Origin of the sequence: Caloramator proteoclasticus DSM 10124 (assembly GCF_900129265.1) — a bacterium.
Classification (GTDB): Bacteria; Bacillota; Clostridia; order Clostridiales; family Caloramatoraceae; genus Thermobrachium; species Thermobrachium proteoclasticum.
Window position 1 is genome coordinate 11,756 of the sequence record NZ_FQVG01000021.1, and the last position, 26,762, is coordinate 38,517.

Consider the following 26,762-nt stretch of genomic DNA (forward strand, 5'->3'; position numbering starts at 1 on the left):
AATCTCCCCCTAATTATCTCATATTTTCTGGTCTTCCAACTAATACACCTTTACCTACTGCAAATATATCATCAACTGCCATTTGGAAGCTTACTGGTCTTCCTTCGTACTTTGCTCTTTCCTCAAGAAGTTGTCTATTAAAGTCCTTTATTTCCTTTGTAAATGGTATATTACCAAACTCTAAGAATCTTACTGCACCATTATTATCTCTGGCTGGAATAATTTGGCCTGCATTGTACTTACTTGGAGCAAATGGTATATCTAAAACTCCTGCTTCAAAGGCCTTAACTGTTCCTACTGCCAAGTCACCATTTCCAAGTTCAAATACCTTATCAAGTATGCACTTAGTTTCTGCCTTTATAAGCTCAATTTCTGCCTTTAATTCCTTTGATTCTGGTAGTCTTTGACCTCTTAATAGGTTTAATGTTTGCTTTGTAGCCTTGATTCCTGCTGCATTTGCTTCCTTTGTTGGTATACCAACAGCCTCGTGTGGAGTCTTTACTATAACCTTTGTTGCTCCTGCAAGTGCTGCTGTTGCTGAACCCCAAGAAATTACACCAAATGCCTTTGATTCATCGTGTGGGAATCCACCCATCCATTGATGGAATACTGTTGTTAAATAAACATCATATCCATACATCTTGAAATATTCTTCTGCCTGTTCAACAAGTGCTCTTATTGCCGCAACATCTTGTATTAAGTTACCGCATTGTCCATACCCAAGAGTTAGGTTCTTTACGCCCTGCTCTGCTGCAAGAAGTCCTTCTATTATAGCTACAGCATTTGATATACTTGGTGGAACTAAAGTACCTGTTAGTGGGCCAAATGGTTCACGGTTTAATTCTATTCCCATTTCTTCATACATACCAACTAATCTATCACAGTATTGCCAGTCTCTTATTGTCTTTTCAACTGAAACACTCTTTGCGTATGGTATGTTGTAGGAAATTCCTCCCCCTTCGTTTGAAGTCCAACCTGATGCGTGTATTATTTCTGAAAGTAGTCTTGCATCTGGTGTACCGTGTCTTGCTTGAAGTGGTAAATCTACTGCCTCATAAACCTTTCTACAACCTTCTATACCATAGTTAACTGCTGGGAATCCATTTAACATTGAACGTCCAGCCTTTTTACTTTCCTCTATACCAACTTCACATTCATTGTATCTATTTTGTCTTGTATAGCTGTCTATTGTTGATGGAAGAAGGTCTGCTTCTCCTTCATTTTGTAGATATCTTAATAGGTTTATGTGATCTTCTACTAATGCAACACCTGCTCTTGGTTGTGCCAAAGTTATTCCATTTTCCTTTGCATATCTTAATTTTTTGCTGAAATGTTTATGGTCTGGAACCTTTTTCAAATATTCTGCTGCTTCTTCTAAGTTAAGATTAGCACCAGTTGGCCATTGTCTTAAAACTTCCTCTCTTTGTTTAAAAAACTCATCGTGTGTAAGTTTTTTATTTCTTAGTTCCATAAGTTTTCCTCCTTAAGCCCTTACAATATATTTTTTCATTATTCTAACTGCCATATCTGGATATTCTTCTGCTAAAAGCCCCATAGCAGATAATATGTAGGTCTTATCGACTAAGATAACTGGATTGGTTGGTTTTAGATAGTTTGGACTTTCCATCGAAAAAAGCCCTGCCTTTAAAATCTTTTCTGGATTTCTGCTGTGCACTAAAACTCCACCAGTTCCTATTAAATACTTTACATTTAACAGGTCTTTACCAACTTGTGAATAGATAATTCCCATTGGAGTGTAAACACTTTCAACTGTACCTACGTGTCTTTCCATAGCAATTTCAGTTGCTACCATACCAAGTGCCTCATCAAATTCATATTCCTCTTCAGTCTGTGGAATTATATTTACATTTTGTTGTAAAAATTTACATCTTTCCTCCACATCATATGGTGTATTAGGTGCAAACTTTTTAATTCTTCTTGTTCCTGCAGCTTCAAACAGCGATACTGCACTTACCCTCATTCCCAGGTCACCTTCAACAGTTCTTTTTGCATAGGGTTCTTGAAGTCCCCTTAATGTAACTCCAGGCTTTGATGGATCTCCCTTTGCAATTGAGTGAACATCCGTTGTTGCACCACCTATATCAACAATTATAAGTTCACCTATTCCTTCTTCCTTGTCACTACCATCTGCTAATATCTTTGCTGCCTTAAGAACTGCTGCTGGTGTTGGCATTAATATTCCATTAATAAAGTTTTCGGCATTTTTCATTCCCTTTGCTTCTACTATCTTCTGCATAAAAATGCTTCTTATAACTTCTCTTGCTGGTTCAACATTTATTGTATTTAGCTTTGGCATTACATTTTCAGTAATTTTATAAAAAAGACCTGCATTATTGAATATTTCCTCAATCTCATCATTTGCATTTTTATTGCCTGCCACTACGATTGGAACATCTTTAATATGCTCTGCCAAAAGTTTTGCATTGTGTATTATACAATCCTTGTTACCTCCATCTGTTCCACCTGCAAGTAGAATGATATCTGGTTTTTTGGATTTTATTTCTTCTATTTCGTGTTTATTCAATTCATAGCTATAAACTCCAAGTATTCTTGCCCCTGCACCAAGAGCAGCTCTCTTTGCTGCCTCTGCTGTTAGTTCAGGTACGAGTCCAATTGCAACCATCTTAAGCCCACCTGCTGCACTTGAACAAGCAAGCTTTTTAACAAAGTTAACTTTTCTTTCACCTATATTTTTCATTAACTTCTCATAGGCCTTATTAAAACCTATCATTATATCGGTATTTACCGTTGTTAAATCCTTTGCTGTTGCAAGTATCTCTTCATTTTCAATATCAACAGCAGTAAGCTTGGTATATGTGCTACCAAAGTCAATTAATAAAATAGCATCCATATAATCACCTTCAAATTATTCTTCTAACCCCAAATCCTTTTTAAGGTCCTTAATTGATAGTTTTATATCTGTTCCTGGTGGATATGCTCTGTTAAATCCCATATCTAAAAATCTCTTTTCAACTTCCTTCCAATCTTGCTTTCCTACAACAAGATTTCCACCAACATAAAGGATTATATCCTTAAGACCAGCCTCGTTGCATTTTTCTCTAAAGCCTCTACAGTCAATTTCTCCGTGTCCATAAAGGGATGAAACTAAAATTGCATCTGCATTTGTTTCAATTGCTGCGTTTATAAAGTCTTCTTGCGGGCTTAGAACTCCAATGTTTACTACGTTGAAGCCTTCTTCCTTTAAAGCGTGTTCAATAATCTTGTTACCTACAGCGTGGCAGTCAGCACCAATTACTCCTATAACTACAGTCTTTCCATTTTGCATAAAAATCCTCCCTCATTCTTTTATATTTTTTTAAGTTCTACCATTTTTGAAATAACAGCCTTTACGCTGCCTTGGTCTAAGTTATAAACAAAACTTATAATTTCCCTCTTATCTCCTACTATTGCCTTTACTTCTTTACGTCTACCGGGGGAAACTATTACTACATCTGATGTGTTTATTATGTTTTTTATTTCATTTAGTTCTCGGCTGGTAGTAGCAATAATATCCACGTCAAGCCCTGCTGACTTTAGTGCACTTTGAACCTTGAACTGAAATTCATTAGATATGCACACAAGTCCAAATTTTGTCCCCTTTGGATATTTTGCAATTTTTACAATTGTCTCAAGGCAAGGTGTTATCGCAACACCTAAAACCTCTTTATTTAAATCTGATGTCAACTCTTTAACCTCATTCACGTGATTAAAGGTTGCTATTATAACCTGTACTCCATTTAGTATTTTTTGTACTTCTTCGTTTCTTTCTTCTAAGTCCTTTATTGTAAGAGGAATTATATTAAGGCCTGTTGCCTTTGATAGCTGCTTTGCAAAATCCTTAGCCTGCTCAATGTTGCATTCTATAAAAATAGCACTTATATTTTTTAATATATCCTGCTTCTCCTTTACTCTGTTTATAACAAGTGCAATGAATTCATCATAGGATAATCCCATTTCAAGGGATTCCTCAAGTGCTATATCTATAATCTTTAATAATTTGTCATTTATACTGTGCCTTTTCCAGGTTTTGGCCTCTTCTGCTACAAAGGTTCCTTTTCCTTGATACGAAACAATTACTCCCTCTTGTTCAAGAAGCTTATATGCAGAACTTATTGTGTTTCTGCTTGTATTTAACATTGAAGCCAATTCCCTCTCGGTTGGCATCTTGGTACCAACCTTTAAGGTGCCATTTTTAATCTGTTCCATTATTTGATTTTTAACTTGTATATATAGTGGAATTCCACTCTTTTTATCTATTACTATGTTCATTTGAAACACCTCTTAAAGCATTTGGATTATTGGATTAATCCATTAGGTCCATTTTTATTTTAACATGTAACAATTATTTTAACTAACTTAATTTTCTGTCAAATTTTAATGTATTTTGGCAAATATATAGTTTATAGTCAATTAAATATATTTTTTATCGTTTTTATTTAATTTTTATACCAGTTTATAATAACCAGTATAAAAAAGGGCTGTATCTTTTATATTGCCATAGATACAGCCCTTTTTATTCCTTCTATTCTTTTGTTTCTCTCTCTTATTTCCTTCTCCAATTTTTCCTCTTCCTTTAAGCATTCTCTTATAAATTCCCCTTGAGAAACTGTTGTAATGTTAACATCAATACTATTTTTAGTGTAATATTGTCCTATTATATTAATCTTAACTGGAATTTTATCTACTAATATTAAAAGATTCTTTTCCCATACCCTCTTTAATTCCTTATAATCTTCTTTAATTACCTCAACCCTATTAAAATCCCCTTCTATATGTCGACAAATTGTGTCAATTAATAGATTATAATAAAAAAGTCCATTTAGTGCCTTTGGTATAGAAGTCTTTAATATTTCTCTATGAAGAAGTATACTTCTCTCGCTATCTGTTAAGCTAATAAACTCTACATCCTCAAATTTTACTATTATTTTGCCCCTTTTAGACCCTACATATTGATGATTCATCAAATCTACTATGAACTCTTGTCCATAGAATAAACTATTTTTATTTGTAACCCTAACCTTCAAAATAACACCCCCTATTTAAACAATAGAACAATTATATCAAGTTACATAATCAATTTCAAATGTAATTCCTTCTATTATCGTAAACTTTATCAAAAATTCTTTTGCAACTTTGTTTTGGAATTCTGTCATTATATTCTCCCCTTACCCCTAATTCATTTTCAATATTACCGGTTATATTTCTACCATTAACAAAGCATTGGATTACGTATAGATAAAAAGAAATACAATGTATCACTAATTAACTACACAAAACAGACTTTTAAATAAATTTAAATACTATAATTGAATTATTGTAGTTTTTTATATTGCATATTTCATAATATTTTGTATATAATTGAACTATAAATTATTATTTTAAGGGGGATTGGTAAAATGAAAAAAACTTCTCTTGCTAAAAAAATATTATATGCTCTTATTTTAGGACTCATATTTGGAATTTTAGCCAACAACTTTTTCCCAGAAGCTCTAAATTCCACATTATCAAAGTGGATTTTAGTTCCTGTAGGTAATATATTTTTAAGAGGAATTAAATTAATAGTTGTGCCATTAGTATTATTTTCTCTTATCGTTGGTACAGCAAGCCTTGGTGATATTAGAAAGCTTGGTAGAATTGGTGGTAAAATCATAGTATATTATTTAGCTACAACAGCTTTGGCAGTGACAATTGCCCTAATACTTGCAAATATAACTAAACCAGGTGTAGGGCTTAATCTTACATCATCAACTGAATTTAAAGCAAATCAAGCACCATTTATAATGGACATATTTGTTAATATGATTCCAACCAATCCATTTGAATCCCTTGTAAAGGGTGAAATGCTTCAAATAATTGTATTTTCAATACTATTTGGAATATGTATAACACTTGTTGGCGAAAAAGCAAAGGGACTTTTAAGTTTAATTGAGCAGGCAAATGAAGTATGTCTAAAGCTAATTGGAGTAGTTATGCTATTTGCTCCATTAGGCGTATTTGCACTCATTTCTAACGTACTTATGTCACAGGGTATGAAGGTTTTAATTCCTCTTTTAAAATATGGATTTACTGTACTATTTGGACTTTTAATACAGCTAATACTTGTATATGGTTCACTTTTAAAGGTATTAGGTAGAGTAAACCCAATTAACTTCTTTAAAAAGTTCTGGACTGTAATGGTTGTAGCCTTTAGTACATCAAGCAGTAATGCAACCATCCCTGTAAACTTAAAAACCTGTGAAGAAAAGCTTGGAATACCAGAATCAATTGCAAGCTTTACAATTCCACTTGGTGCAACAATAAATATGGACGGTACTGCAATAATGCAGGGTGTTGCAACGGTATTTATAGCACAGTTGTTTGGTAAAAATCTAACTATTACTCAACTTATTATTGTAGTTTTAACTGCCACTCTTGCATCAATAGGAACTGCAGGTGTTCCTGGTGCCGGAATAGTAATGCTTACAATGGTTCTTCAACAGGTGGGATTACCAGTTGAGGGTATAGCATTAATTCTTCCTATAGATAGAATACTTGATATGTGTAGAACAGTAGTAAATGTAACAGGAGATGCTGTTGGAACAACAATTGTAGCAAATTCTGAGAAGGAACTAAATTTGAATACCTATAATAGTATAAATGTATAATTTATGATTAAAAAAGTGCCATAAATGCTATTTATGGCACTTTTTTGTTTATTTTGTTTTCTATAATACACTAACTATGAATATATATCTGAAAACTCAACCTCTATCTTTTCTACATTCATATTATGTTCAAATACCTCTGTCTCACCTACAGTATCTATTGTTTTTATAGGGATTGCAAAGCTAAACGTACTCCCCTCTCCCTCTACACTTTCAACCTCCACAAAACCTCCGTGAAGTTCAGTTAAACTCTTTACAAGAGATAGTCCTATACCACTTCCACATTTTTTACAATTATTTTCAATCTGCCTGTATCTATCAAAGATAGTCTCTATCTTTTCCTTTGGTATACCACATCCAGTGTCTTTAACGCTAACTTTAACATATTCATTTAAAGTCTTTACATAAACAATTATATTTCCTCCCTGAGGTGTAAACTTTATAGCATTTGATAATAGATTAAGAACTATTCTTTCAATCTTATCTGGATCGCAGGCAACAATCACTTCCTCCTCATCTGTATCAAAAATAATATCTATGCCTTGAGTCTTAGCATAATCAACAACAGACTGTACAATGTTTTCAACAATATTAACTATGTTGTAGTTGTTTAAATTTAGGTTTAAAAAATTAGCATCTATCTTTGTAGCGTCTATTAGGTTATTTATGAGCCTTAAAAGCCTTAGGCAGTTCTGCTTCATTATCTGCATATATTTATTAGCCGATGTATCTTGGTTAATATAATTTAGCATCTGCATTGAGGCTAATATAACATTAAGAGGTGTCCTAAGTTCGTGGGCTAAATTTGCATAAAACTCAGACCTGTTTTGTTCATTTTTATATAGATTATCTATGATAGATTTCATATCATCCGCTATATTTTTGTTTGTACTGCTAAGCATTAAACATAAACATAAATTTTTATTAAAATATGATAGTGGATGAAATAAAAGTGTTACTTCTTCATCATCTAAACTTTTGACTTTTACTCTTGTGTAGGACGGAATTCTCTTATTTATTGAATTATAAAAAGTTTTATTTAGTTCATTAACATCTATATCTTCCACTAAGCTCAAAAGATTTTTATAGTCTATATCATATCCAACTATATTTTTAAATGAAATATTGGATTTAACTACTTGACCATTATTATCTAATAACATTAAAGGTAAGTGGATATTGTCTAAGGCTGATGTTAAAAGTTCTGCTTCATTTTGGGAAAGACTAATATGATTTTTGGTGTGATTGTTATGAAAATATGTATACATAATTGGAAGTGCTAAATTTAAAATTATCAAATCGTATCTTATTCCAGTTTGAAGTGTATTTATAGCAAAATATAGAGAAAATACAACTGCATTTATTATAAGATATGTAGAATTAAAAGTGTGCAATAAAATAATATAAAACAAATTTAAAATATACACAAATACATCTAATTTAACTCCCCAACCTATTTTTATTAAACCTAAAACAATTATTAAGTTTATTAATGGTTTTAGTAATTTTTCCATTTTATTTGCCTTATTTTTCATATAACACAATAAACCTTCCACAAAAATCCCCCCATATTTACTATATTATACATAAAATCAAAAATTCCTTCTTTTTAATTAAAAAATTAAAATATTTAAATGCAACAATAAAGAGAGATTTTTGTCTTCAGTAAAAAAGGCATAAGAGGTACACCCTCTTATGCCACCTGAGTGCTTTGTTTAATTTTTTCTAACCTTTGAGATATCTTCTCTAATCTATACTTTAGTAATATCGATACTATAATAGAAGCAATCATAAATGCTATTAAAACCACTACATCTCCTCTTAATACACCATAATCTATACCAGAGATAATCTCTCTAAGTGCCGATGTAGCATAGGTCATTGGAAGATATGGGTTTATTTTTACAAAGAAATTAGGAACAAGTTCAAGTGGGAATGTTCCTGCACAGGAAGTAAGTTGTAGCATTAAAAGTACAAGTGATAGGAACCTTCCTGCATCTCCAAATATCATTATTAATGCTTCTATTACTGATATAAACACAAAGGATAATAATATATTAAATCCATAGAATAGTACCAAGCTCTTAACTTCTAAGTTTAAAACGTGTATTAAAATAAAGCTTGATGCTACTGCCTGTAATATTCCAAGGAATGCAAATGTAATAAACTTACCAAATATTATAGCAGCTGGGTGTCCTTTAAATTCATCATCAACTTCACCAGAAACTATAAAGAACATTATAAGTGCTCCAACCCAAAGTGATAGTGGGATAAAATAAGGAGCAAAACCTGTACCATAGTCAGGAACGTGATTAATTGGCTGTTCATTTAATCTTACTGGTTCAGACATAAACTTTGACATATCCTCTGATGAGAACTTCAATTTATTATTTATCTTATCATATCCTTCAGTTAATCCATCCTTTAATTCTAAAGTCCCATCAGCTAATTTATTTAATCCATCATTTAATCTTAATGAACCATCATACAATCTATCTGTTCCACTATTTAATGAAACTAAACCATCATTTAACTTTGATGAACCTTCATAAAGTTTTACTGCTCCATCCTTTAGTGAAGCTGTACCATTATTAAGTTCTAATGAACCTAAATAAAGTTTATTTAAGCCTTCACTTAACTCTCCAGTTTTGCTCTCTGCTACATTCAATCCATCTCTTATCTTTTCTGCTCCAAGCTTAAGCTCTGCAACTCCATTTGAAAGCTTTGCAACTCCTTCATTAGATGAAAGCTGTGCAACTTGCCCTAAGCCCATTTTTAATGATAATGCACCATTTTTTGCTTCGTTTAAACCATTTAGTAGTGCTGTAAGCCCTTGAGCTGAGCTTCTATTTGCTTCTGCAAACCTTTGTGTTCCTTCTGCTACTTGTTTTGTGCCTTCCTTTAAAGTTGCAGTTGCTTGCACTAATGTATCCACAGCAGCAGCCGATTCCTTAAGAGGTTTTGATAAATTTTGCTTTAGATTCTTTTCTTGAATTGCTGACAATACTAATTTTGCTTCATCTACCTTACCTGCATCTAAAAGTGCCTTTGCTGAATCTATCGCATTTGATACTTCATCTATACCTTGGGCTGCACTATTTAACTTTGTACCCATATTAAGTGCACTTACTTGTTCATTTAAATTTTTAGCACCATCTGCAACCTGATTTGCACCATTTGCAAGTTTATCTACATCTTTTTGTCCATCCTCAATTAGTGCCTTAAACTGTGAAACTCTGTTGACTATTTCATTTAATCCCACTTCAAGTTTTATTGAGCCTTCATAAAGCATTTGAATTCCAGATTTAGCATTTAAAAGATTTGGTGCAAATACCGACATACCTTGAACTACCTTATCAAGTCCCTCTACTAAACTTGTCTGTCCACCCTTTAATGCAGTCAAACCATCCTTTAAATTTTTCGAACCATCACTTGCTGTTTTTAAACCATCTGAGAGCTTCCTAGAACCATCATTTAACTTTTCTGCACCATTGTTTAAAGTACCTAAACCATCCTTCAATTGTTTTGAACCATCATTTAGCTTAACAATTCCATTCTTTGCCGTCTTTAATCCATCTGACAGTTCCTTTGAACCATCCCTTAATTTTATTGCTCCATCATTAAGCTCTACACTACCGTCCTTTGCCTCTGAAAGTCCATCCTTAACCTCGTATAGGCTGTCAATTACAACCTTTGAAGCTTCTTCTGTAATTGATTTTGCAATTTCGTCCTTAAGTTCAAGCATTACTCTTGAGGACACCTGTGCTGCCAAGAAATTTTTCTTTTCATTAGGTATATAGATAAGCTCTGCTTTATCTATTTTTCCCTCTGACGCATCAGTTATCCTCTTTGAGAAGTCCTCTGGGATTATAACAGCTGAATAGTATCCTTTATTATTTAGCCCATCCATAGCTCTGTTATAATCTACAAATTCCCATTTTATTTTTGTGTTATCCTTCAGCTCATCTATTATATCATCGCCGTAATTTACTCTTTCTCCATCCTTTGTACTTCCCTTATCTAAATTTACCACCGCAACTGGCATCTTATCAAGTTTACTGTAAGGATCCCAGAAGGCATATAAGTATAAGAAGCTATAAAGAAGAGGCATTAAGGATACAACAATCACCGCTACCCGATTAAATCTGTTAGTAAACAAATTTTTTAAATCCTTCTTTGCAATTTTAAGTGCTCTCATTTTTTCACCTCCCTAATTATACTGGTCAGTATAATAATACATCTTTTATACTGACCAGTCAATATATTTTTATACTAATTAGTTTAAAATTTTATGTATTTTTTGTTAATACATTTTTTTACATAAAAAAGAGGTAAACATAAGTTTACCTCTTATCAGGCTGTTGAAAAAGTTATATATTGATTAGCCCCATGAAGGATTTCTTAGGCATTCGTTCTACGGCTTAAGCAATTCTAAGCTTTTCTTTGTTTGAAAAATTCCTACCCTCGCGATGCCATCGTCCTGATGGCCGCTCGGCTCGGCACGTCCTGTGCCGAATTACGGACTTTTCCAAAGTCGAAAAGCTAAGAATTTCTAAAGCTCATGAAAGAGCCTTTTGAAATCCTTTCATGGGGCTTTTTCAAAATTCAGCTAACAAGTAGGTTTGTCAACAATCTAAAAGAGATATACATAAGTTTATCTCTTCCCTATACCTCTCATTATAAATTCAATAGTCTCCTCAATTATATCATTTGCATTTTTATCCTTATGTATTAAGCTATATACTACAGTTGAAGCCATTATTCCAAAGAAGTTATATACCTTAACCTTTATATCAGTTCCATCTATCAATCCTGCATCTGCAGCCTCCTGTAAATAACCCTCAATAAGATTAAAATATCTATTCAATATCTCTCTTAATTGATTTTGTCTCTCCTCATCTCCCCACATTTGGCTTAATATAGTCTTAAAAAACTCTATATATTTTATTACTAAATCTAATTGAACTTTACATACCATTCTTAATTTTTCAATGGGATTTTCTAAGTGTTTTGTCTTATCAATTATTTCTTCCTCCATCATTTTCAAACCTTCATCTATTATAAACTTAAAAATATCCTCCTTGCTTTTAAAGTGATAATAAAGGGTTCCTTTAGCAACACCTGCTGTTTCAGCAATCTCATCCATTGTAGATTTATGATAACCCTTTTGTGAAAAGGCCTTTATTGCTGCCTCAAAAATTATCTTTTTTGTCTTATTCATATCATCACCTCTTCCTTAGTAGTACAAGTTAATTATTACATATTTTTTGTATTTAGAAAAGATAGTCTAAAAATTTTTATTATTCTAATTGTTATTTATTTATTGTCTTCTAAATATATTTTATTAGATAGCATTTTGGAGGCGTTAAATTGTATTTATTTGTATTAAAAATAATACTTTTATTAACACTTAATTTTAATAACATATATCAAATTAGTACAAAATGTATTGAAGAATATATAGTAAATAATCAAAATTATAAATTCAATTTAGACCAAATTTATGATTATAGGGAAGATAAATTTTACATAAATATTCATTATGTAAAGCTGAATAATAGACAGATAGCTTCGTCTTCTACTCTCCCATTAATAACAATCAAAAAAGAAAAGCATAATAGCCATTCTAAAGTAATATACCTAACCTTTGATGACGGCCCAAGCAAACTAACCCTTGATATACTTAAAGTTTTAGATGAACATAAAGTTAAAGCTACATTTTTTGTTGTTGGAAATAAAGTTAAACAATATCCTGAAATAACTAAGGAGATACGCGAAAAGGGACATATATTAGCACTCCACTCCTACTCCCACGACTATAAAAAAATATACAGTGATTATGAAAGCTTCATAAATGAAATGGAATATACACAAAATCTAATATATGATGTTACAAAATATAAATCATACATAATTAGATTCCCGGGGGGAAGCTATAAAAGGCTTAATATAGAATTTTATAATTTGTTGAAGGAAAAAAATTATAGAATATACGATTGGAACATCTCCTGTGGAGATGGAATAGGTAAAAATAAAGATGTTGAAACCATATATAAAAATGCAACAGATTATGGAACTCATTCAAGAATAATACTTCTTATGCACTGTAGACAAAGTGACAATGCAACACTATGTGCCCTTCCTAAAATAATTGAGTTTTATAAAAAAGAAGGCTTTAAGTTTGAAACATTAGATAAATGTGAAGAAGATTATATTTTCCCATTCAAGTAGGTTTCCACCTACTTTTTTTGTAACCAAAATTCAATTTAATACATAGATTATTATTAGAAATACATTAATTCGACAAGGAAGAAGGTGAATATATGGATATATCAAATTTATTATCCTGCTGTCCAACAGGTCAACCAACAAATACTAATACTTGGGCATGGTTTTTAATACTTTTAATAATATTAGGGTATGGAAATCAGGGATATGGATGCTCGTGCAGAAGGTGCAGAAGAAAACATCATCACTGTGATAACTTCTTTGGAGGAGATTCCCTATTTGCTCTACTAATATTAGCATTGATATTCCTGCTTTCCAAATCCCCATGCACCACTACCACAACAACTTGTTAATATCCTATAGGTAAAGGGGGGTTTGCTATGTCAAAGAAATGTTGTGGTCTCAACAATATGTGCAGCTTAATAATCCTACTTCTTATCCTATTACAATTTGGCAGAAGAGGACCTGGCTGCCATAATGACGGTCCAGTAGATTGCATCGGAGGAAATACTACAATTGACAACAGCGTTCTATTTGTAATTGTACTCTACTATCTAATTTGCTGCGGCTGTGGCAAGAAGTAATTAAATGCTGCTAATATTAGAAGCATATGGGGATGGGAATCCATCCCCATACATAGAAATTTAAGGAAGTGATTGGATGGGCCACCACAAAAAACATCATAAACATAAACACCACAATGAAGAATTAAATAATCAACTTGATTTAAATAATGTGGATATGTCTCAAATTCAAAACATAATGCAAAACATTGATATGAATCAATTAAGTGCAATGTTATCTAATCTAAACCTACCACAAGGGCAAAGCAATATCAATTTATCACAAAATAATCTAACCTATCCACAAAACAACGTAATTGCCGTATTATCTGCTCTTAAACCCTTCCTACCAGAGCATAGGTCAATGATAATTGATAGAATAATTGAGAGTTTGTCAAACATACCATTTTAGAAAAAAAGCCTTAAACAAAATTTTGTTTAAGGCTTTTTTCTAAAATAGCAATGCAATACCTACATTATTAAGTAACTTTATCGCTACAAGTACTATTGATGATGTGAAGTTAGTTATAAAGTGGTTTAGAACTGCCGCTTTATATCCATATTTTTCATAAAATATACAATTAACAACCCCAAGAGAAAAAGTAGCAATTGAACTTACTAAATTAAAGTGTAATAGCATAAAAAGAGTACTTGAAATAAGTACAGCTATTGTTTTTCCATATTTTCTACTAAAATTATGATAAATAATATGTCTAAAAATAAATTCTTCAACATAAGGAGCAAATAAATTTATTACAAACATCAAAAATACCAACTTAATCCAACTTGAAGTTTGAATCATATCAACAATTGTCTGTTGTTTTGGCTCAATTCCAATCTTTACTAAAAATATTGCAAAAAGTGCAGTAATAAGCATTGTAATAAATTTAAGAGCAAAACTAAATAAAATTATCTCAAACTTTTTATCCCCTAAGGGTTTTATAAGCTTATTTTCTTCTTTGTTACCCCTTTTTTTCTCCTTCTGTAAAATTAAAAGCACTAATACAAAAGGAAAAAGATTTTGTGTAAATAAAGACAATACAACATAAAAAATAAAAATTATAACTACATATTTCTTTTTTGTTCTATTTAAAATTTGTCTTCTAAAAACCATCCAAGGTATTAATATTATTATAAAAAAAATAATCAATTCCTTTATTAAATCTAAAAAACTTATCATAGTTTTATCCCCCAAAACCAATAAATTCATATAAGATTAATTATCTAAAAGGTGCTATAATTATAGCACCTTTTAAGTTTATTCAGATATACCACATTCATTTTTTATAATCTCCCATAATTCATCCTTACCTCTTTTGGTTTCTGATGAAAAGAGTACAAAACTTTCTTCCTCCGTTAATTTAAGAGATTTTTTTATTAGTGGTACCTGCTTCATTAGCTGATTATTACTTAATTTATCAGATTTTGTAGCTACAACCACTACCTTTTTTCCAGTCTGCCTCATCCACTCAAGCATTAACTTATCATCCTGCGTAGGTTCGTGCCTTATATCAACAAGCAGAATAACCAATCTCAATTCATCTCTTCCATTTAAATACCCCTCAATCATTGCACCCCATTTTTTCTTCTCTTCTTTAGAAACTTGGGCATATCCATAACCTGGAAGGTCAACTAAAAATAATGCATCATTTATATTATAAAAGTTAATTGTTCTTGTCTTACCAGGCTTACTACTGGTTCTTGCTAATGCTTTTCTATTAACAAGTGCATTAATTAGGGAAGACTTCCCAACATTTGACCTTCCTGCAAAGGCAACCTCTGGGTATCCTTTAGTTGGATATTGAGATTTTAGTGCCGCAACACATTCAATCTCTGCTTTTCTTATTATCATAAATTACCTCCTTAGTGCAATTTCCAGCACTTCTTCTACTCTTTCAACGAATTTAAATTCAATTTTTTTCTTTATGTTTTCAGGTATCTTTTCTATATCTTTTTTATTATCCATAGGTAAAATAACTGTTCTTATTCCTGCTCTATAGGCAGCAAGTGCCTTTTCCTTAACCCCTCCTATAGGTAAAACACGTCCTGTTAACGTAATCTCCCCTGTCATTGCGACATCGCTTCTTACTGGTGTCTTAGATAGAGCAGATACCATTGCTGTTATCATAGTAACGCCTGCTGATGGTCCATCCTTTGGAACAGCACCCTCTGGTACGTGAATATGTACGTCCATATTTTTATAAAAATCTTCATCTATATTAAATTGCTTAGCGTTTGCTCTGACAAAGCTATAACCGGCTCTTGCTGATTCCTTCATTACATCGCCTAATTTTCCTGTTAGTTCAAGCTTACCAGTACCAGCCATTGGAATTACCTCAACAGGAAGAGTGTCCCCACCATATGCTGTCCAGGCTAATCCCATAACAACACCTATTTGATCCTTCTTGTTCATCTCTTCGTATTTATATCTTGGAGCTCCAAGATATTTTGCTAAGTTTTGCTGAGTTATCTTTATCTTCTTTTCTCCATTTTCTAAAATTTCAATAGCTGCTCTTCTGCAGATTGTACCTATTTTTCTCTCAAGGTTTCTGACACCTGATTCTCTTGTATATAGATTAATAACATCCTTTATTGCCTTGTCACTAAAGCTAATAATATCCTCTTTAATACCATTTTCTTTTACTTGTCTTGGAATTAAATAATCCTTACAAATATGTATTTTTTCTTCATCTGTATAACCAGATATTTTAATTACTTCCATTCTATCTAAAAGTGGTCTTGGAATTGTATCTAACGTATTTGCTGTTGTTATAAATAAAACCTTCGATAAATCAAATGGAAGTTCTATGTAATGGTCTCTAAAACTATGATTTTGTTCTGCATCTAAAACCTCAAGCAATGCATCTGCTGGATCTCCCTTAAAGTCTGAACTCATCTTGTCTATCTCATCAAGTAAGAACACAGGATTCTTTGAACCTACCTGCTTCATACCGTTTATTATTCTTCCAGGCATTGCTCCTATATATGTTCTTCTATGTCCTCTAATTTCAGCCTCATCCCTTACACCACCTAAGGACATCCTAACAAACTTTCGTCCAAGTGAATTTGCGATTGACCTTGCAATAGATGTTTTACCTACCCCAGGAGGACCAACTAAACATAATATAGGCCCCTTCATACTCTTATTTAACCTTGTTACTGCAATATATTCAAGTATTCTCTTTTTAACATCTTCAAGTCCAAAGTGTTCCTTTTCTAATACTTCCCTAACCTTCTTAATATCTTCTACATCCTTTGTTTCTTTACTCCAAGGTAGGTTTACAACCCAATCTAAATAGGTTCTTATAACACCTGTTTCCGGTGATTGTGAGCCTAACTTTTCCATTCTTGATAGTTCATATAATGCCTTATCCTTTGCTTCCTTTGGCATTTTTGCTTTATCTATCTTCTTCTTATAGTCCTCTATCTCTGCTTGTATACCATCTCTATCTCCTAATTCCTCTTGAATTGCCTTTAGTTGCTCTCTTAGATAGTATTCCTTCTGCATCTTATCTATTTTTTTCTTAACCTTTGCACTTATCTTTCTTTCAATTTTTAATATCTCTATCTCTCTTGCTAAAATCTCAAGAAGCTTAGTTAATCTCTCCTTTGGTTCTATTGCCTCTAAAAGTTCCTGTCTATTTTCCTGTTTTATAATTAAATATGATGTTATAACATCTGAAAGTTTACTTGCGTCATCTATATCAATAACTGTTTCTATAACATCTTCAGGAATTGTTGGGTTTAATGATATGTACTCCTCAAACTCATCTAAAACTTGCCTCATAAGTGCTTCTATTTCAACACTTAAATTTACCTTCTTTTCTTCAAACACAACAGCCTTTGCCTCAAAATAAGGTTCAGTTTGGGTAAATTCTAAAACTTCTGCTCTATTTATACCTTCAACAAGAACTCTAATATTATCTCCTGGAAGCTTTAGTATTTGTTTTATTTTTGATATTGTTCCAATTTTGTATATATCATCAAAGTTTGGATCTTCAACCTTTAAATCCCTCTGTGTAACAAGTAAAATTGTTTGATCGTTAACCATAGCCTCTTCTAATGCAGCAATAGACTTTTGTCTTCCTACATCAAAATGCAGAACCATATGTGGAAATATAGTCAATCCTCTAAGCGGTATAAGAGGTAATTTAACTTCTGTCATATAATCAACTCCTTTCAAGGCCGTTTCAATTAATATATTATAACCTATAACATACAATTTTTTCAACTTTTCTTTTACTCTACAAAATTAAAGGTATGCTAGTATATGCATACCTTTATATTATTATTTTTATAAATTACTAGCTGTCAATATACCTATATCAGATATTTCTTTATCGATAATAACTCGTTTGTTTTCATATATTATTGCATTTTCTATAACTTCTCTTATATGCTCAACTGGAACTATCTCTATATCATATTCTTTAAAACTGTCCTGATAATTGTCCTTTGGTATTAATACCTTTTTTACGCCTGCTCTCTTTGCTGCTTCAATTTTTGCAAGTATACCTCCAACTGGCTTTACAAGCCCTCTTATTGAAATTTCGCCTGTCATTGCCACTTCGTTATTAATTGGCAATTTAGTAATTGCACTATATATTGCTGTTGTTATTGTAACTCCTGCTGAAGGTCCATCTACCGGCATTCCACCTGGAAAATTAACGTGAATATCATATTGACGCGTATCAATATTAAAACATTTTCTTAAAACAGTCAATACATTTTCAACTGAACCCTTAGATGTGCTTTTTCTCTTATATTTTTTGCCGTAGGATCCTGTCTCCTCCTCATCTATTATTCCATTTACAATAAGTTTTCCACATAGTCCCTCCTGTTTTATGGCAACTGCCTCTACCTCAAGAAGTGTACCCATATTAGGTCCATAAACTGCAAGACCATTAGCAAGGCCTATTTGTGCCTCAACCTCTATTTTTTTATCTGGTCTTGGTGAATAATTCCCGCTTTCGATTACCCATTCAACATCCTGAGCAGTAATGTCTTTTCTCTTTTCATTGATTGCTATTCCACCTGCAATTTGAATTATATTAACCGCCTCTCTTCCATTTGTAGCATACTTACTTACAAGTTTTGCAGCATCCTTTGATATTTCAAATCCACCTTTTTTTGCTGCGTTGATTGATATTTTTTCAATTTCATCCTGTGTTAGAGCTCTAAAGAATATTTCGACACAACGTGAACGAATTGCTGGAGGGATATCCTCTGGGTTTTTAGTAGTAGCTCCAACAAGTCTAAAATCTGCTGGAAGTCCGTTTTCGAATATGTCTCGTATATGCACAGGTATGTTGGGGTCTTCTGATGAATAATAAACACTTTCAAGATATACCTTTCTATCCTCTAAAACCTTTAAAAGTTTGTTCATTTGTACAGGGTGAAGCTCTCCTATTTCATCTAAAAACAAAATACCACCGTGTGCCTTAGTAACTGCACCAGGCTTTGGTTGAGGAATACCTGCAACGCCAAGAGGTCCTGCTCCTTGATATATTGGATCGTGAACAGAACCAATTAATGGATCTGCTATACCTCTATCATCAAATCTTACTGTTGTTGCATCTACCTCAACAAATTTTGCATCCTGCTTGAAGGGAGATAGAGGGTTCTTTTTTGCTTCCTCAAGCACAAGCCTTGCTGCTGCTGTCTTTCCTACTCCTGGAGGACCATATATTATAACGTGTTGTGGATTTGGGCCACAAAGTGCTGCCTTAAGTGCCTTTATTCCTCTATCTTGACCTACAATATCCTCAAAGGTTGTTGGCCTTGTTTTCTCAGAAAGTGGCTCTGTTAAGCTCGTTGTTCTCATTTTATAGAGCTTTTCGAGTTCCTTTTTACTCTCCTTCTCGATATATATTTTGCTGCTCTGTTGATTTTTTAGAGCGTTATAAAAATAGAGTCCTATTATAGCTGTAAAAATTAAATTAACAATAACCAGCAGCTGTGAAGCGTATGCCATATTATCCCCTCCTTTGTTTAAATATAGTATGTGTTTATAATTTCTTTTTATTCAAAAAAAAGAAAAGTGGCTAAAATTAGCCACTTTAAGAAACTATCTCATTTTTTAATTTATTTTTTTTAGAAGCAGTTTTTTTTACCTTTTTTAAATTTTCTCCAACTATTAAAGTAGGTGGTTGCTTCTTTTCAATCGTGTCAAGAGTAACTATACACTTTGCAACATCATCCCTTGAAGGAATGTCAAACATTATATCTAACATAATTTCCTCTATTATAGCTCTTAATCCTCTTGCACCTGTTTTTCTCTTTATAGCTTCATCTGCTATCTTATAAAGAGCCTCTTTTTCAAACTCAAGCTCAACACCATCTAATTCTAAAAGCTTTTGATATTGCTTTATTAGAGCATTCTTTGGTTCTGTTAGTATTCTAATTAACGCTTCCTTATCAAGTTGATCTAATGTAACCACAATAGGTACTCTACCAACAAACTCTGGTATCATACCAAACTTTAATAGATCCTCAGGAAGAATATTCTTAAGAAGTTCTCCTACATTCTTTTCCTGCTTGCTTTTTATTTCTGCACCAAATCCCATTGAATTAGTGTGAAGTCTCTTTTCGATAATCTTTTCTATTCCGTCAAATGCACCGCCACAGATGAATAATATGTTAGTAGTATCTATCTGTAGAAATTCTTGGTGAGGATGTTTTCTTCCTCCCTGTGGTGGAACGTTTGCAACTGTTCCTTCTAATATTTTAAGTAGTGCCTGTTGTACTCCTTCACCAGATACATCCCTTGTTATTGAAGGATTATCAGACTTTCTTGCAATTTTATCTATTTCATCTATATAGATGATACCCTTTTCAGCTCTTTCTATATCATAGTCTGCATTTTGTATTAGCTTTAAAAGTATATTTTCAACGTCTTCGCCAACATATCCTGCTTCTGTTAAAGTTGTAGCATCTGCTATTGCAAATGGTACATTTAAAAGCTTTGCAAGTGTTTGAGCAAGAAGTGTTTTACCTGAACCTGTTGGCCCTAATAAAAGTATGTTGCTCTTTTGAAGCTCAATGTCTTTGTTTTTTATCTTAGGCATATTTATTCTTTTGTAGTGATTATACACAGCAACCGATAAAGCTTTTTTTGCTTCTTCTTGACCTATAACATATTGGTCAAGGTATTCCTTTATCTCCCTTGGTTTTGGTAGGTCTGTGTATTCAACCTCCTGCTCTTCAAATAACTCTTCTTCTATTATTTCTGAGCAGAGATCTATACATTCATCACAAATATAAACTCCTGGACCTGCTATTAACCTTTTTACCTGTTCCTGTGTTTTACCACAAAAGGAACATTTAAGTTGTTTCTTGTCATCTATTTTTGGCATTGTTACACCTCGCATTACTTACTCTTCTTAATAATTACATCATCTATAATGCCATATGCCTTTGCTTCCTCTGCTGTCATAAAATAATCTCTTTCTGTATCTTGTTCTATCTTTTCAATAGGTTGCCCTGTTCTTTGGCTTAAAATTTCATTTAATCTCTTCTTTATTCTTAAGATATGTTCTGCGTGAATTTTAATATCTGTTGCCTGGCCACGTGCACCACCAAGTGGTTGATGTATCATAATTTCACTGTTTGGAAGTGCAAATCTCTTTCCCTTTGCACCTGCTGCAAGTAGGAATGCACCCATTGATGCTGCCATACCAACACATATAGTTGAAACATCTGGTTTTATATACTGCATTGTATCATAAATAGCCATACCTGATGTTATTTGGCCACCAGGACTGTTTATGTACAAGTATATATCCTTATCTGGATCCTCAGCCTCTAAAAATAGTAGTTGTGCAACAACTAAACTTGCAGTTTGATCATTTATTTCATCAGATAAGAAGATAATTCTTTCTTTTAAAAGCCTTGAATAAATATCGTATGATCTTTCACCCCTACTGGTTTGTTCAACAACAATTGGTACCAAACTCATATTCATAACCTCCTTTTAATGAAGGCTAGCGTATGCTAGCCTTTTATATATTATTCTGTAACTTTACTATTGTTAACAAGAAACTCAACAACTTTGTTGTTAACTATTTCTTCTTCAATCATATATCTTTCAGTCATTAAAATTGCTTGTTTCATCTTTTCAACGTCATCCTTTGAGTACATCTTAGCTATTTCTTCTGCTCTATTTTCAACCTCTTCATCTGTAGCAGTTATGTTTTCTGCCTTTGCTATAGCTTCTACGACAAGATTTATTTTTACTCTCTTCTTTGCTACTTCCTTGAAGTCATTTCTTAATGCTTCCATTGTAATTCCAAGCATTTCTACATAACTGTTAATATCCATTCCTTGATATCTTAATCTATAATCTAAATCCTTTATCATATAGTCTATTTCGTGTTCTACCATAACTTCTGGTATTTCAACTTCACAAGTATCTACTGCCTTAGTTAAAACTTCTTCTTCTAAATCTCTCTTTGCTCTTTCTTCGTTTTCCTTTTGTAGTTTAGCCTTTATATCATTCTTTAATTCATCAAGTGTATTAAATTCAGAAACTTCACTTGCAAAATCATCATCAAGTTCTGGAAGTTGCTTTACCTTTATTTCCTTTATAGTAACCTTAAATAGTGCTGGTTTTCCCTTTAGTTCTTCAGCGTGGTAGTCTTCTGGGAATGTAACATTTACATCAACTGTTTCTCCAACCTTTGCACCAACAAGTTGGTCTTCAAAGCCTAGAATAAATGTTCCTGAACCTATTGTTAAATTGTAGTTATCAGCCTTTCCTCCTGGGAATGCAACACCATCTACAAATCCTTCAAAGTCGATAACTGCTATATCTCCATTTTCAACAGTTCCTTCTTCCTTTGTTATTAGTCTTGCATTTCTTTCTCTTAAAGCATTTAGTTCAGCATCTATATCAGCATCTGTTACAGGATATTCAATTTTCTTAACTTCTATTCCTTTATAATCTCCAAGTTTAACTTCTGGCTTTACAACAACTTCTGCTGTATATACAAAGTCTTCTCCTTTACCAATTTTTACAACATCTATTTCTGGTCTATCTACAGGTTCAATGTTATTTTCCTTTATTGCTACTGGATAAGTTTCGTCTAATATGTAATTGATTGCATCTTCATAAAAAACACCTTCTCCATAGTACTTTTCTATAACTGCCTTTGGAGCCTTTCCTTTTCTAAATCCTGGTATATTGAATTTTGATGCATTCTTTCTGTATGACTTCTCTACTGCTTCATTAAATTTTTCACTTGAAACTGTTATTTCAAGCTTAACCTTATTATTTTCTAATCTTTCTACCTTTGTATTCATTTTACTTCCTCCTATTCAACTTTTTGTTCTTCCTGTTGCTATATATAAACAGCCTTTTATTACAGTTTAACATTGTAATAATAACACAATTAAAAAATAAGTTCAATAGTATCACAGAATTATTTGACCTTTAGAAACCCTCGCAATAACTTTATCCTTTGGTAATTTTACATTTTCTTCACTTAATACCTCTTCCTCTGCACTATTTAAAAGGTTCTCGTCATAATATTTAGAGGCATTGAACACTCTAAACCCTATACATTTTCCATTTTTATCAACTATATCAACCATATCAAGTATCAAGGATGCTGCTTCATCGAAGTCGAAATCTCTTTTAATCTCACTAGTATCTTCTGAGTAGGAGGCACAAACTTCTGAATCCTCCATTTCAAAGTATAAACTAACTATGTCGTGCATTCTGTCATAATAAACCTTCAAAATATCACCCACAATACAAAATATATTATCCCTTTACATTATATCCCATAATACATAAAAATTAAACAATTTAATTTATTTTTTTGTCCATAGATTATATCCATCTGTTTCAAATATAATATCCCCCACTTCATCAGTTCTGAAATATTTAATCCTTAACTTATTTAAAAGGGATATGGTTTCTCTATGGGGATGCCCATAACTATTATCCTTACCTACTGATATTACGGCATATTTAGGATTTACCTTTTTAATAAATTGTACCGATGAAGAGGATGAACTGCCGTGATGCCCTAATTTTATAACATCAGCCCCTACTTCATATCCTTTTTTTAGTATTTCTCCTTCAGATAGCTTTTCAGCATCGCCCATAAATAAAAATGCCCTGCTTTTATATTTTACTCTTACTACTACAGAATAGTTGTTTAATTCTTCATAATAATTTTCATTAGGAGCTAATAGTTCAAACTCTACACCATCTACATCAAATTTAATGCCTGCCTTTGCTGGTTTTATTTTAATGTTTTTCTTTTTTATTTCTTCCATCATACTTATGAAAGTTTTAGTATTTGTCGTAACCTTAGGCATATATATATTATTAATATTATAGTTCTTTATAACATCGTCCATATTACCTATATGGTCTTCGTGGGGATGTGTAGAAATTAGCACCTCTATATCCTTAACTTTATTTTTATCTAATTTGTTTAAGAAACTTTCTCTTACACTATTTGAACCTGAATCAATTAATATATTTTTTCTATTAGGTGTCTGAATTAAAATAGAATCACCTTGACCAACATCTAAAACTATAACCTTAAAATACTTTTCTATGTTATTTGATGGTTCAATATTTGATTCTATGCAGCCTGTAAAAAACAAAGTAAATATAATTATAAGACAACTTAAAATTCTTTTCACAGTTATACCTCCAAGTTTTTCATATATTCAAAGCTTTTCTTTATTTCGTCAAAGTCTCCATAATTATCCCTATAAACCTCAATAATATACTGACAGTCTTTATTTAAATTTTGTGTTTTATTAATTACTTCTTTAAAATCAAACCCACCATAGCCAGGTAGCAAACAATCACAAAATTCGTTTGAATCAGATATGTGTACATTTACAATCCTATTTTCATATACATTTAAATACTCGTCTATATTTCTACCACTTCTTATAGCTTGCTTAACATCTAAAGTAAAATAGAGCTCTTCCTTCATATTTTCCTTAACAGCTTGTATAAACTTAGGATCATTTCCCATACACCAAGAAACATTTTCCCAAGCTATATATACATCATATTTCAAAGCTATTTTACATAAGTTATCCATAACCTCTGCTGTCCACTTTATATCCTTAATCTGTTTATTGTTTCTTTGGCCGTGAAATATATAATATTTTGCTCCAAGCTTTTTTGCCGCTCTGCAGGCTAATTCAAACTTTTCCTCCATCTCTTCCCTTCTTCTTGCATATACATCAAACAAGAATGGTTCAAAGGATGCAGGAAATGGATGTACTGTGTTTATACTTAAGTTATATTTTTTAATATTTTCATCTATCTTTAAAAGTATTTCTCCTGTCATCTCAGTTGCTGATTCAAAAAACACCTCACATAGTTTAAATCCTATGCTACTTATAATTTTTAATGTGTCTTCTGTCAATACTTCTGGATAAAAACAAGCTGTTGAAATACCAAAGTTCATAAATTCCTCCTAAAAAATTTATCATTTAAATGTATAATTCCCAAATTTAAAGGTAATATTAATTAATGTGATGAATAAGTTAAAAAGGCAATCCCAATCTCCTGTTTGTTAACTCCTGTTTCGTTCTGTTATAATGCTGCCAAAACCAATCAAAGGGGTTGCCTTTTTTACATCACAAAAACATTAAATAATCATTAAAAATCCTCTATATCTATAGAGGACTTTTATTTATATTTACTTTATCTCCTTTAATTTATACTTCCCCTTTTCTAAAACAAAAGTTTTACCATCTGAAATTATTCTTAAACCTTCATTTTCATCAAATCCATCGTATTTTATATTATTAATATCATAGGATAATTCACCTAATCTTACTAATCTTGTACCATTATAATTAGCATACCATATAAATATTCCTCTTTTAGTCAAATTATACGGAAGCTTTGTTAAAAATACTACTTTGCCATCAGACGTAAAATGTGGCTTTTCTGCCCATATATAATCCTTCTGCCTCTGTAGGACCTTATCCTTTTCAAATGTATATTTAGATGTTTTTAAAGTTTTTAGAATTATGTCTTCATATGTTCCATCTATTGAATATACGATTATATTTTGGTTTTCTTTATCATCAAATACAACCTTTGTTCCATCCTTTAAAATATCAAAGTCAACATTAACTCCTTCTGATTTTACCTCAACAAATTTTTTTACACCATTTTCATCTCTATATACAACTTTAAACTGCCTCTGTGAATTAGATATATATATATATTCCTTTAATGTTTCATCTACCTTGTTTTCATTATTTGGAGTATCCTTTATCTCTTCTTTTTTATTTTCTCTATTTATATTCTCATCTTGTTTTATATCCTTTTGCTGCTTCTTTAAAAAACTAAACTTATCAGCAATATTTATGTTAATACCTCTTTTATTAAATTGATACTTTGTATAAAAGAAGGCTGCAAAAATTATTATTAATATAATTAATGTTATATTGATTCTTCTTCTTCTCATCTGTTCCTCATAATTTTTACTAAAGATACTTGGTCTTCCCAAAGTTATCTCCTCCCTTAAATTGTTCCATCATATGCTATTATACCCTAACTTTCAAATAAAAAAAAGCACAAAAAAAGCCTTCTTTGAAGAAGGCTTCTTGGTGGGCCATCGGGGACTCGAACCCAGGACACCCTGATTAAGAGTCAGGTGCTCTACCAACTGAGCTAATGGCCCATATTCTGTATTCTTACTGGTGCGCCCAGTAGGACTCGAACCTACGACCTCCAGATTCGAAGTCTGTAACTCTATCCAACTGAGCTATGGGCGCACGAACTTGCGCCATAGATAATATGGTGCGCCTTGAGAGATTCGAACTCCCGACACACGGCTTAGAAGGCCGTTGCTCTATCCAACTGAGCTAAAGGCGCATATCATGGAGCGGGTGATGGGAATCGAACCCACACAACCAGCTTGGAAGGCTGGGACTCTACCATTGAGCTACACCCGCAAATTTTGGAGCGGGAAACGGGACTCGAACCCGCGGCATTCACCTTGGCAAGGTGACGCTCTACCAACTGAGCTATTCCCGCATATATGGTGCGGGCGGAGGGACTTGAACCCCCACGCACTGGGCACTAGATCCTAAGTCTAGCGCGTCTGCCAATTCCGCCACGCCCGCATATTATGGTGGGCCATCGGGGACTCGAACCCAGGACACCCTGATTAAGAGTCAGGTGCTCTACCAACTGAGCTAATGGCCCATATATATTAGCCTTACGGCTATGTAACCTGGTGAGCCACCGGGGAATCGAACCCCGGACACCAAGATTAAAAGTCTTGTGCTCTACCGACTGAGCTAGTGGCTC

The 26,762-nt window shown here is 32.6% G+C and carries 24 protein-coding genes and 8 tRNA genes; 5 read left to right on the forward strand and 27 right to left on the reverse strand.

Features of this window, described 5'->3' with window-relative positions; genetic code table 11:
• Positions 1 to 13 precede the first annotated feature (13 nt).
• From BUB63_RS06315 to BUB63_RS06335, 5 genes are all read right to left on the reverse strand, one after another.
• Complete coding sequence (locus BUB63_RS06315) at positions 14 to 1,471, reverse strand: methylaspartate mutase subunit E (RefSeq protein WP_073248523.1); 1,458 nt, start codon at positions 1,469 to 1,471, stop codon at positions 14 to 16.
• Between the two features lie 12 nt (positions 1,472 to 1,483).
• Positions 1,484 to 2,872: a methylaspartate mutase accessory protein GlmL gene (gene glmL, locus BUB63_RS06320; protein ID WP_027307732.1), complete on the reverse strand. Its 1,389-nt coding sequence runs from the start codon at positions 2,870 to 2,872 to the stop codon at positions 1,484 to 1,486.
• A gap of 15 nt (positions 2,873 to 2,887) precedes the next feature.
• On the reverse strand, positions 2,888 to 3,307 hold the full coding sequence (glmS, locus tag BUB63_RS06325) for a methylaspartate mutase subunit S (protein WP_035165669.1): 420 nt from the start codon (positions 3,305 to 3,307) through the stop codon (positions 2,888 to 2,890).
• 20 nt (positions 3,308 to 3,327) lie between these two features.
• Positions 3,328 to 4,290, reverse strand: coding sequence for a GntR family transcriptional regulator (locus BUB63_RS06330; protein WP_073248525.1), 963 nt, complete (start codon positions 4,288 to 4,290; stop codon positions 3,328 to 3,330).
• A gap of 218 nt (positions 4,291 to 4,508) precedes the next feature.
• Positions 4,509 to 5,045, reverse strand: coding sequence for a hypothetical protein (locus tag BUB63_RS06335; protein ID WP_073248527.1), 537 nt, complete (start codon positions 5,043 to 5,045; stop codon positions 4,509 to 4,511).
• 372 nt (positions 5,046 to 5,417) lie between these two features.
• Here BUB63_RS06335 and BUB63_RS06340 point away from each other — a divergent pair, with 372 nt between their 5' ends.
• On the forward strand, positions 5,418 to 6,665 hold the full coding sequence (locus BUB63_RS06340; RefSeq protein WP_073248529.1) for a dicarboxylate/amino acid:cation symporter: 1,248 nt from the start codon (positions 5,418 to 5,420) through the stop codon (positions 6,663 to 6,665).
• Positions 6,666 to 6,739: 74 nt separating this feature from the next.
• Here BUB63_RS06340 and BUB63_RS06345 read toward each other — a convergent pair whose 3' ends face one another.
• The 3 genes from BUB63_RS06345 to BUB63_RS06355 all read right to left on the reverse strand — a co-directional run bounded on the left by BUB63_RS06345 (position 6,740) and on the right by BUB63_RS06355 (position 11,886).
• Entirely contained in the window at positions 6,740 to 8,221 is a 1,482-nt protein-coding gene (locus BUB63_RS06345) for a PAS domain-containing sensor histidine kinase (protein WP_073248531.1), read from the reverse strand.
• 137 nt (positions 8,222 to 8,358) lie between these two features.
• Positions 8,359 to 10,863: a YhgE/Pip domain-containing protein gene (locus BUB63_RS06350; RefSeq protein WP_073248533.1), complete on the reverse strand. Its 2,505-nt coding sequence runs from the start codon at positions 10,861 to 10,863 to the stop codon at positions 8,359 to 8,361.
• Positions 10,864 to 11,319: 456 nt separating this feature from the next.
• Positions 11,320 to 11,886 (reverse strand): TetR/AcrR family transcriptional regulator, encoded by a 567-nt coding sequence (locus BUB63_RS06355; RefSeq protein WP_073248535.1) that lies wholly within the window; start codon positions 11,884 to 11,886, stop codon positions 11,320 to 11,322.
• 149 nt (positions 11,887 to 12,035) lie between these two features.
• Between BUB63_RS06355 and BUB63_RS06360 the strand changes: the two genes are divergently transcribed.
• The 4 genes from BUB63_RS06360 (at position 12,036) to BUB63_RS06370 (ending at position 13,868) form a co-directional block, all read left to right on the forward strand.
• Complete coding sequence (locus BUB63_RS06360) at positions 12,036 to 12,896, forward strand: polysaccharide deacetylase family protein (protein ID WP_084106571.1); 861 nt, start codon at positions 12,036 to 12,038, stop codon at positions 12,894 to 12,896.
• A 92-nt stretch (positions 12,897 to 12,988) separates the two neighbouring features.
• The gene (locus BUB63_RS13340) at positions 12,989 to 13,246 is read left to right on the forward strand and encodes a hypothetical protein (RefSeq protein WP_143290248.1); all 258 of its coding nucleotides are present in this window, start codon (positions 12,989 to 12,991) and stop codon (positions 13,244 to 13,246) included.
• Between the two features lie 27 nt (positions 13,247 to 13,273).
• Positions 13,274 to 13,477: a hypothetical protein gene (locus BUB63_RS06365; protein ID WP_073248537.1), complete on the forward strand. Its 204-nt coding sequence runs from the start codon at positions 13,274 to 13,276 to the stop codon at positions 13,475 to 13,477.
• A gap of 76 nt (positions 13,478 to 13,553) precedes the next feature.
• Entirely contained in the window at positions 13,554 to 13,868 is a 315-nt protein-coding gene (locus BUB63_RS06370) for a hypothetical protein (RefSeq protein ID WP_073248539.1), read from the forward strand.
• A gap of 39 nt (positions 13,869 to 13,907) precedes the next feature.
• Here the strand turns inward: BUB63_RS06370 and BUB63_RS06375 are convergent, their stop codons facing one another.
• The 19 genes from BUB63_RS06375 to BUB63_RS06465 form a co-directional block, all read right to left on the reverse strand.
• Complete coding sequence (locus BUB63_RS06375) at positions 13,908 to 14,636, reverse strand: CPBP family intramembrane glutamic endopeptidase (protein ID WP_073248541.1); 729 nt, start codon at positions 14,634 to 14,636, stop codon at positions 13,908 to 13,910.
• Positions 14,637 to 14,714: 78 nt separating this feature from the next.
• The gene (yihA, locus tag BUB63_RS06380) at positions 14,715 to 15,308 is read right to left on the reverse strand and encodes a ribosome biogenesis GTP-binding protein YihA/YsxC (RefSeq protein ID WP_073248543.1); all 594 of its coding nucleotides are present in this window, start codon (positions 15,306 to 15,308) and stop codon (positions 14,715 to 14,717) included.
• 3 nt (positions 15,309 to 15,311) lie between these two features.
• Complete coding sequence (gene lon, locus BUB63_RS06385; RefSeq protein WP_073248545.1) at positions 15,312 to 17,621, reverse strand: endopeptidase La; 2,310 nt, start codon at positions 17,619 to 17,621, stop codon at positions 15,312 to 15,314.
• Between the two features lie 129 nt (positions 17,622 to 17,750).
• Positions 17,751 to 19,430, reverse strand: a complete 1,680-nt coding sequence (lonB, locus tag BUB63_RS06390; RefSeq protein ID WP_073248547.1) for an ATP-dependent protease LonB — start codon at positions 19,428 to 19,430, stop codon at positions 17,751 to 17,753.
• 85 nt (positions 19,431 to 19,515) lie between these two features.
• Positions 19,516 to 20,811: an ATP-dependent Clp protease ATP-binding subunit ClpX gene (clpX, locus tag BUB63_RS06395; protein WP_073248561.1), complete on the reverse strand. Its 1,296-nt coding sequence runs from the start codon at positions 20,809 to 20,811 to the stop codon at positions 19,516 to 19,518.
• A gap of 14 nt (positions 20,812 to 20,825) precedes the next feature.
• The gene (clpP, locus tag BUB63_RS06400; protein WP_027307719.1) at positions 20,826 to 21,413 is read right to left on the reverse strand and encodes an ATP-dependent Clp endopeptidase proteolytic subunit ClpP; all 588 of its coding nucleotides are present in this window, start codon (positions 21,411 to 21,413) and stop codon (positions 20,826 to 20,828) included.
• Positions 21,414 to 21,463: 50 nt separating this feature from the next.
• A complete protein-coding gene (tig, locus tag BUB63_RS06405) occupies positions 21,464 to 22,756 on the reverse strand; it encodes a trigger factor (protein ID WP_073248549.1) in 1,293 nt (430 codons plus the stop codon).
• A gap of 111 nt (positions 22,757 to 22,867) precedes the next feature.
• Positions 22,868 to 23,194 carry a hypothetical protein gene (locus BUB63_RS06410; RefSeq protein ID WP_073248551.1) on the reverse strand — a complete coding sequence of 109 codons (327 nt, stop codon included), beginning with the start codon at positions 23,192 to 23,194 and terminating at the stop codon, positions 22,868 to 22,870.
• 75 nt (positions 23,195 to 23,269) lie between these two features.
• Entirely contained in the window at positions 23,270 to 24,115 is an 846-nt protein-coding gene (locus BUB63_RS06415) for a ComEC/Rec2 family competence protein (RefSeq protein ID WP_159431458.1), read from the reverse strand.
• Positions 24,116 to 24,117: 2 nt separating this feature from the next.
• Entirely contained in the window at positions 24,118 to 24,900 is a 783-nt protein-coding gene (locus BUB63_RS06420) for a sugar phosphate isomerase/epimerase family protein (RefSeq protein ID WP_073248555.1), read from the reverse strand.
• Between the two features lie 234 nt (positions 24,901 to 25,134).
• Entirely contained in the window at positions 25,135 to 25,956 is an 822-nt protein-coding gene (locus BUB63_RS06425; protein ID WP_073248557.1) for a hypothetical protein, read from the reverse strand.
• A 98-nt stretch (positions 25,957 to 26,054) separates the two neighbouring features.
• A tRNA-Lys gene (locus BUB63_RS06430) sits at positions 26,055 to 26,130 on the reverse strand.
• Between the two features lie 17 nt (positions 26,131 to 26,147).
• Positions 26,148 to 26,224 (reverse strand) — tRNA-Arg (locus BUB63_RS06435).
• A 23-nt stretch (positions 26,225 to 26,247) separates the two neighbouring features.
• Positions 26,248 to 26,324, reverse strand: a tRNA-Arg gene (locus tag BUB63_RS06440).
• 6 nt (positions 26,325 to 26,330) lie between these two features.
• Positions 26,331 to 26,404 (reverse strand) — tRNA-Gly (locus BUB63_RS06445).
• Positions 26,405 to 26,410: 6 nt separating this feature from the next.
• Positions 26,411 to 26,486 (reverse strand) — tRNA-Gly (locus tag BUB63_RS06450).
• Between the two features lie 5 nt (positions 26,487 to 26,491).
• Positions 26,492 to 26,575, reverse strand: a tRNA-Leu gene (locus BUB63_RS06455).
• Positions 26,576 to 26,581: 6 nt separating this feature from the next.
• Positions 26,582 to 26,657, reverse strand: a tRNA-Lys gene (locus tag BUB63_RS06460).
• A 29-nt stretch (positions 26,658 to 26,686) separates the two neighbouring features.
• Positions 26,687 to 26,762 (reverse strand) — tRNA-Lys (locus BUB63_RS06465).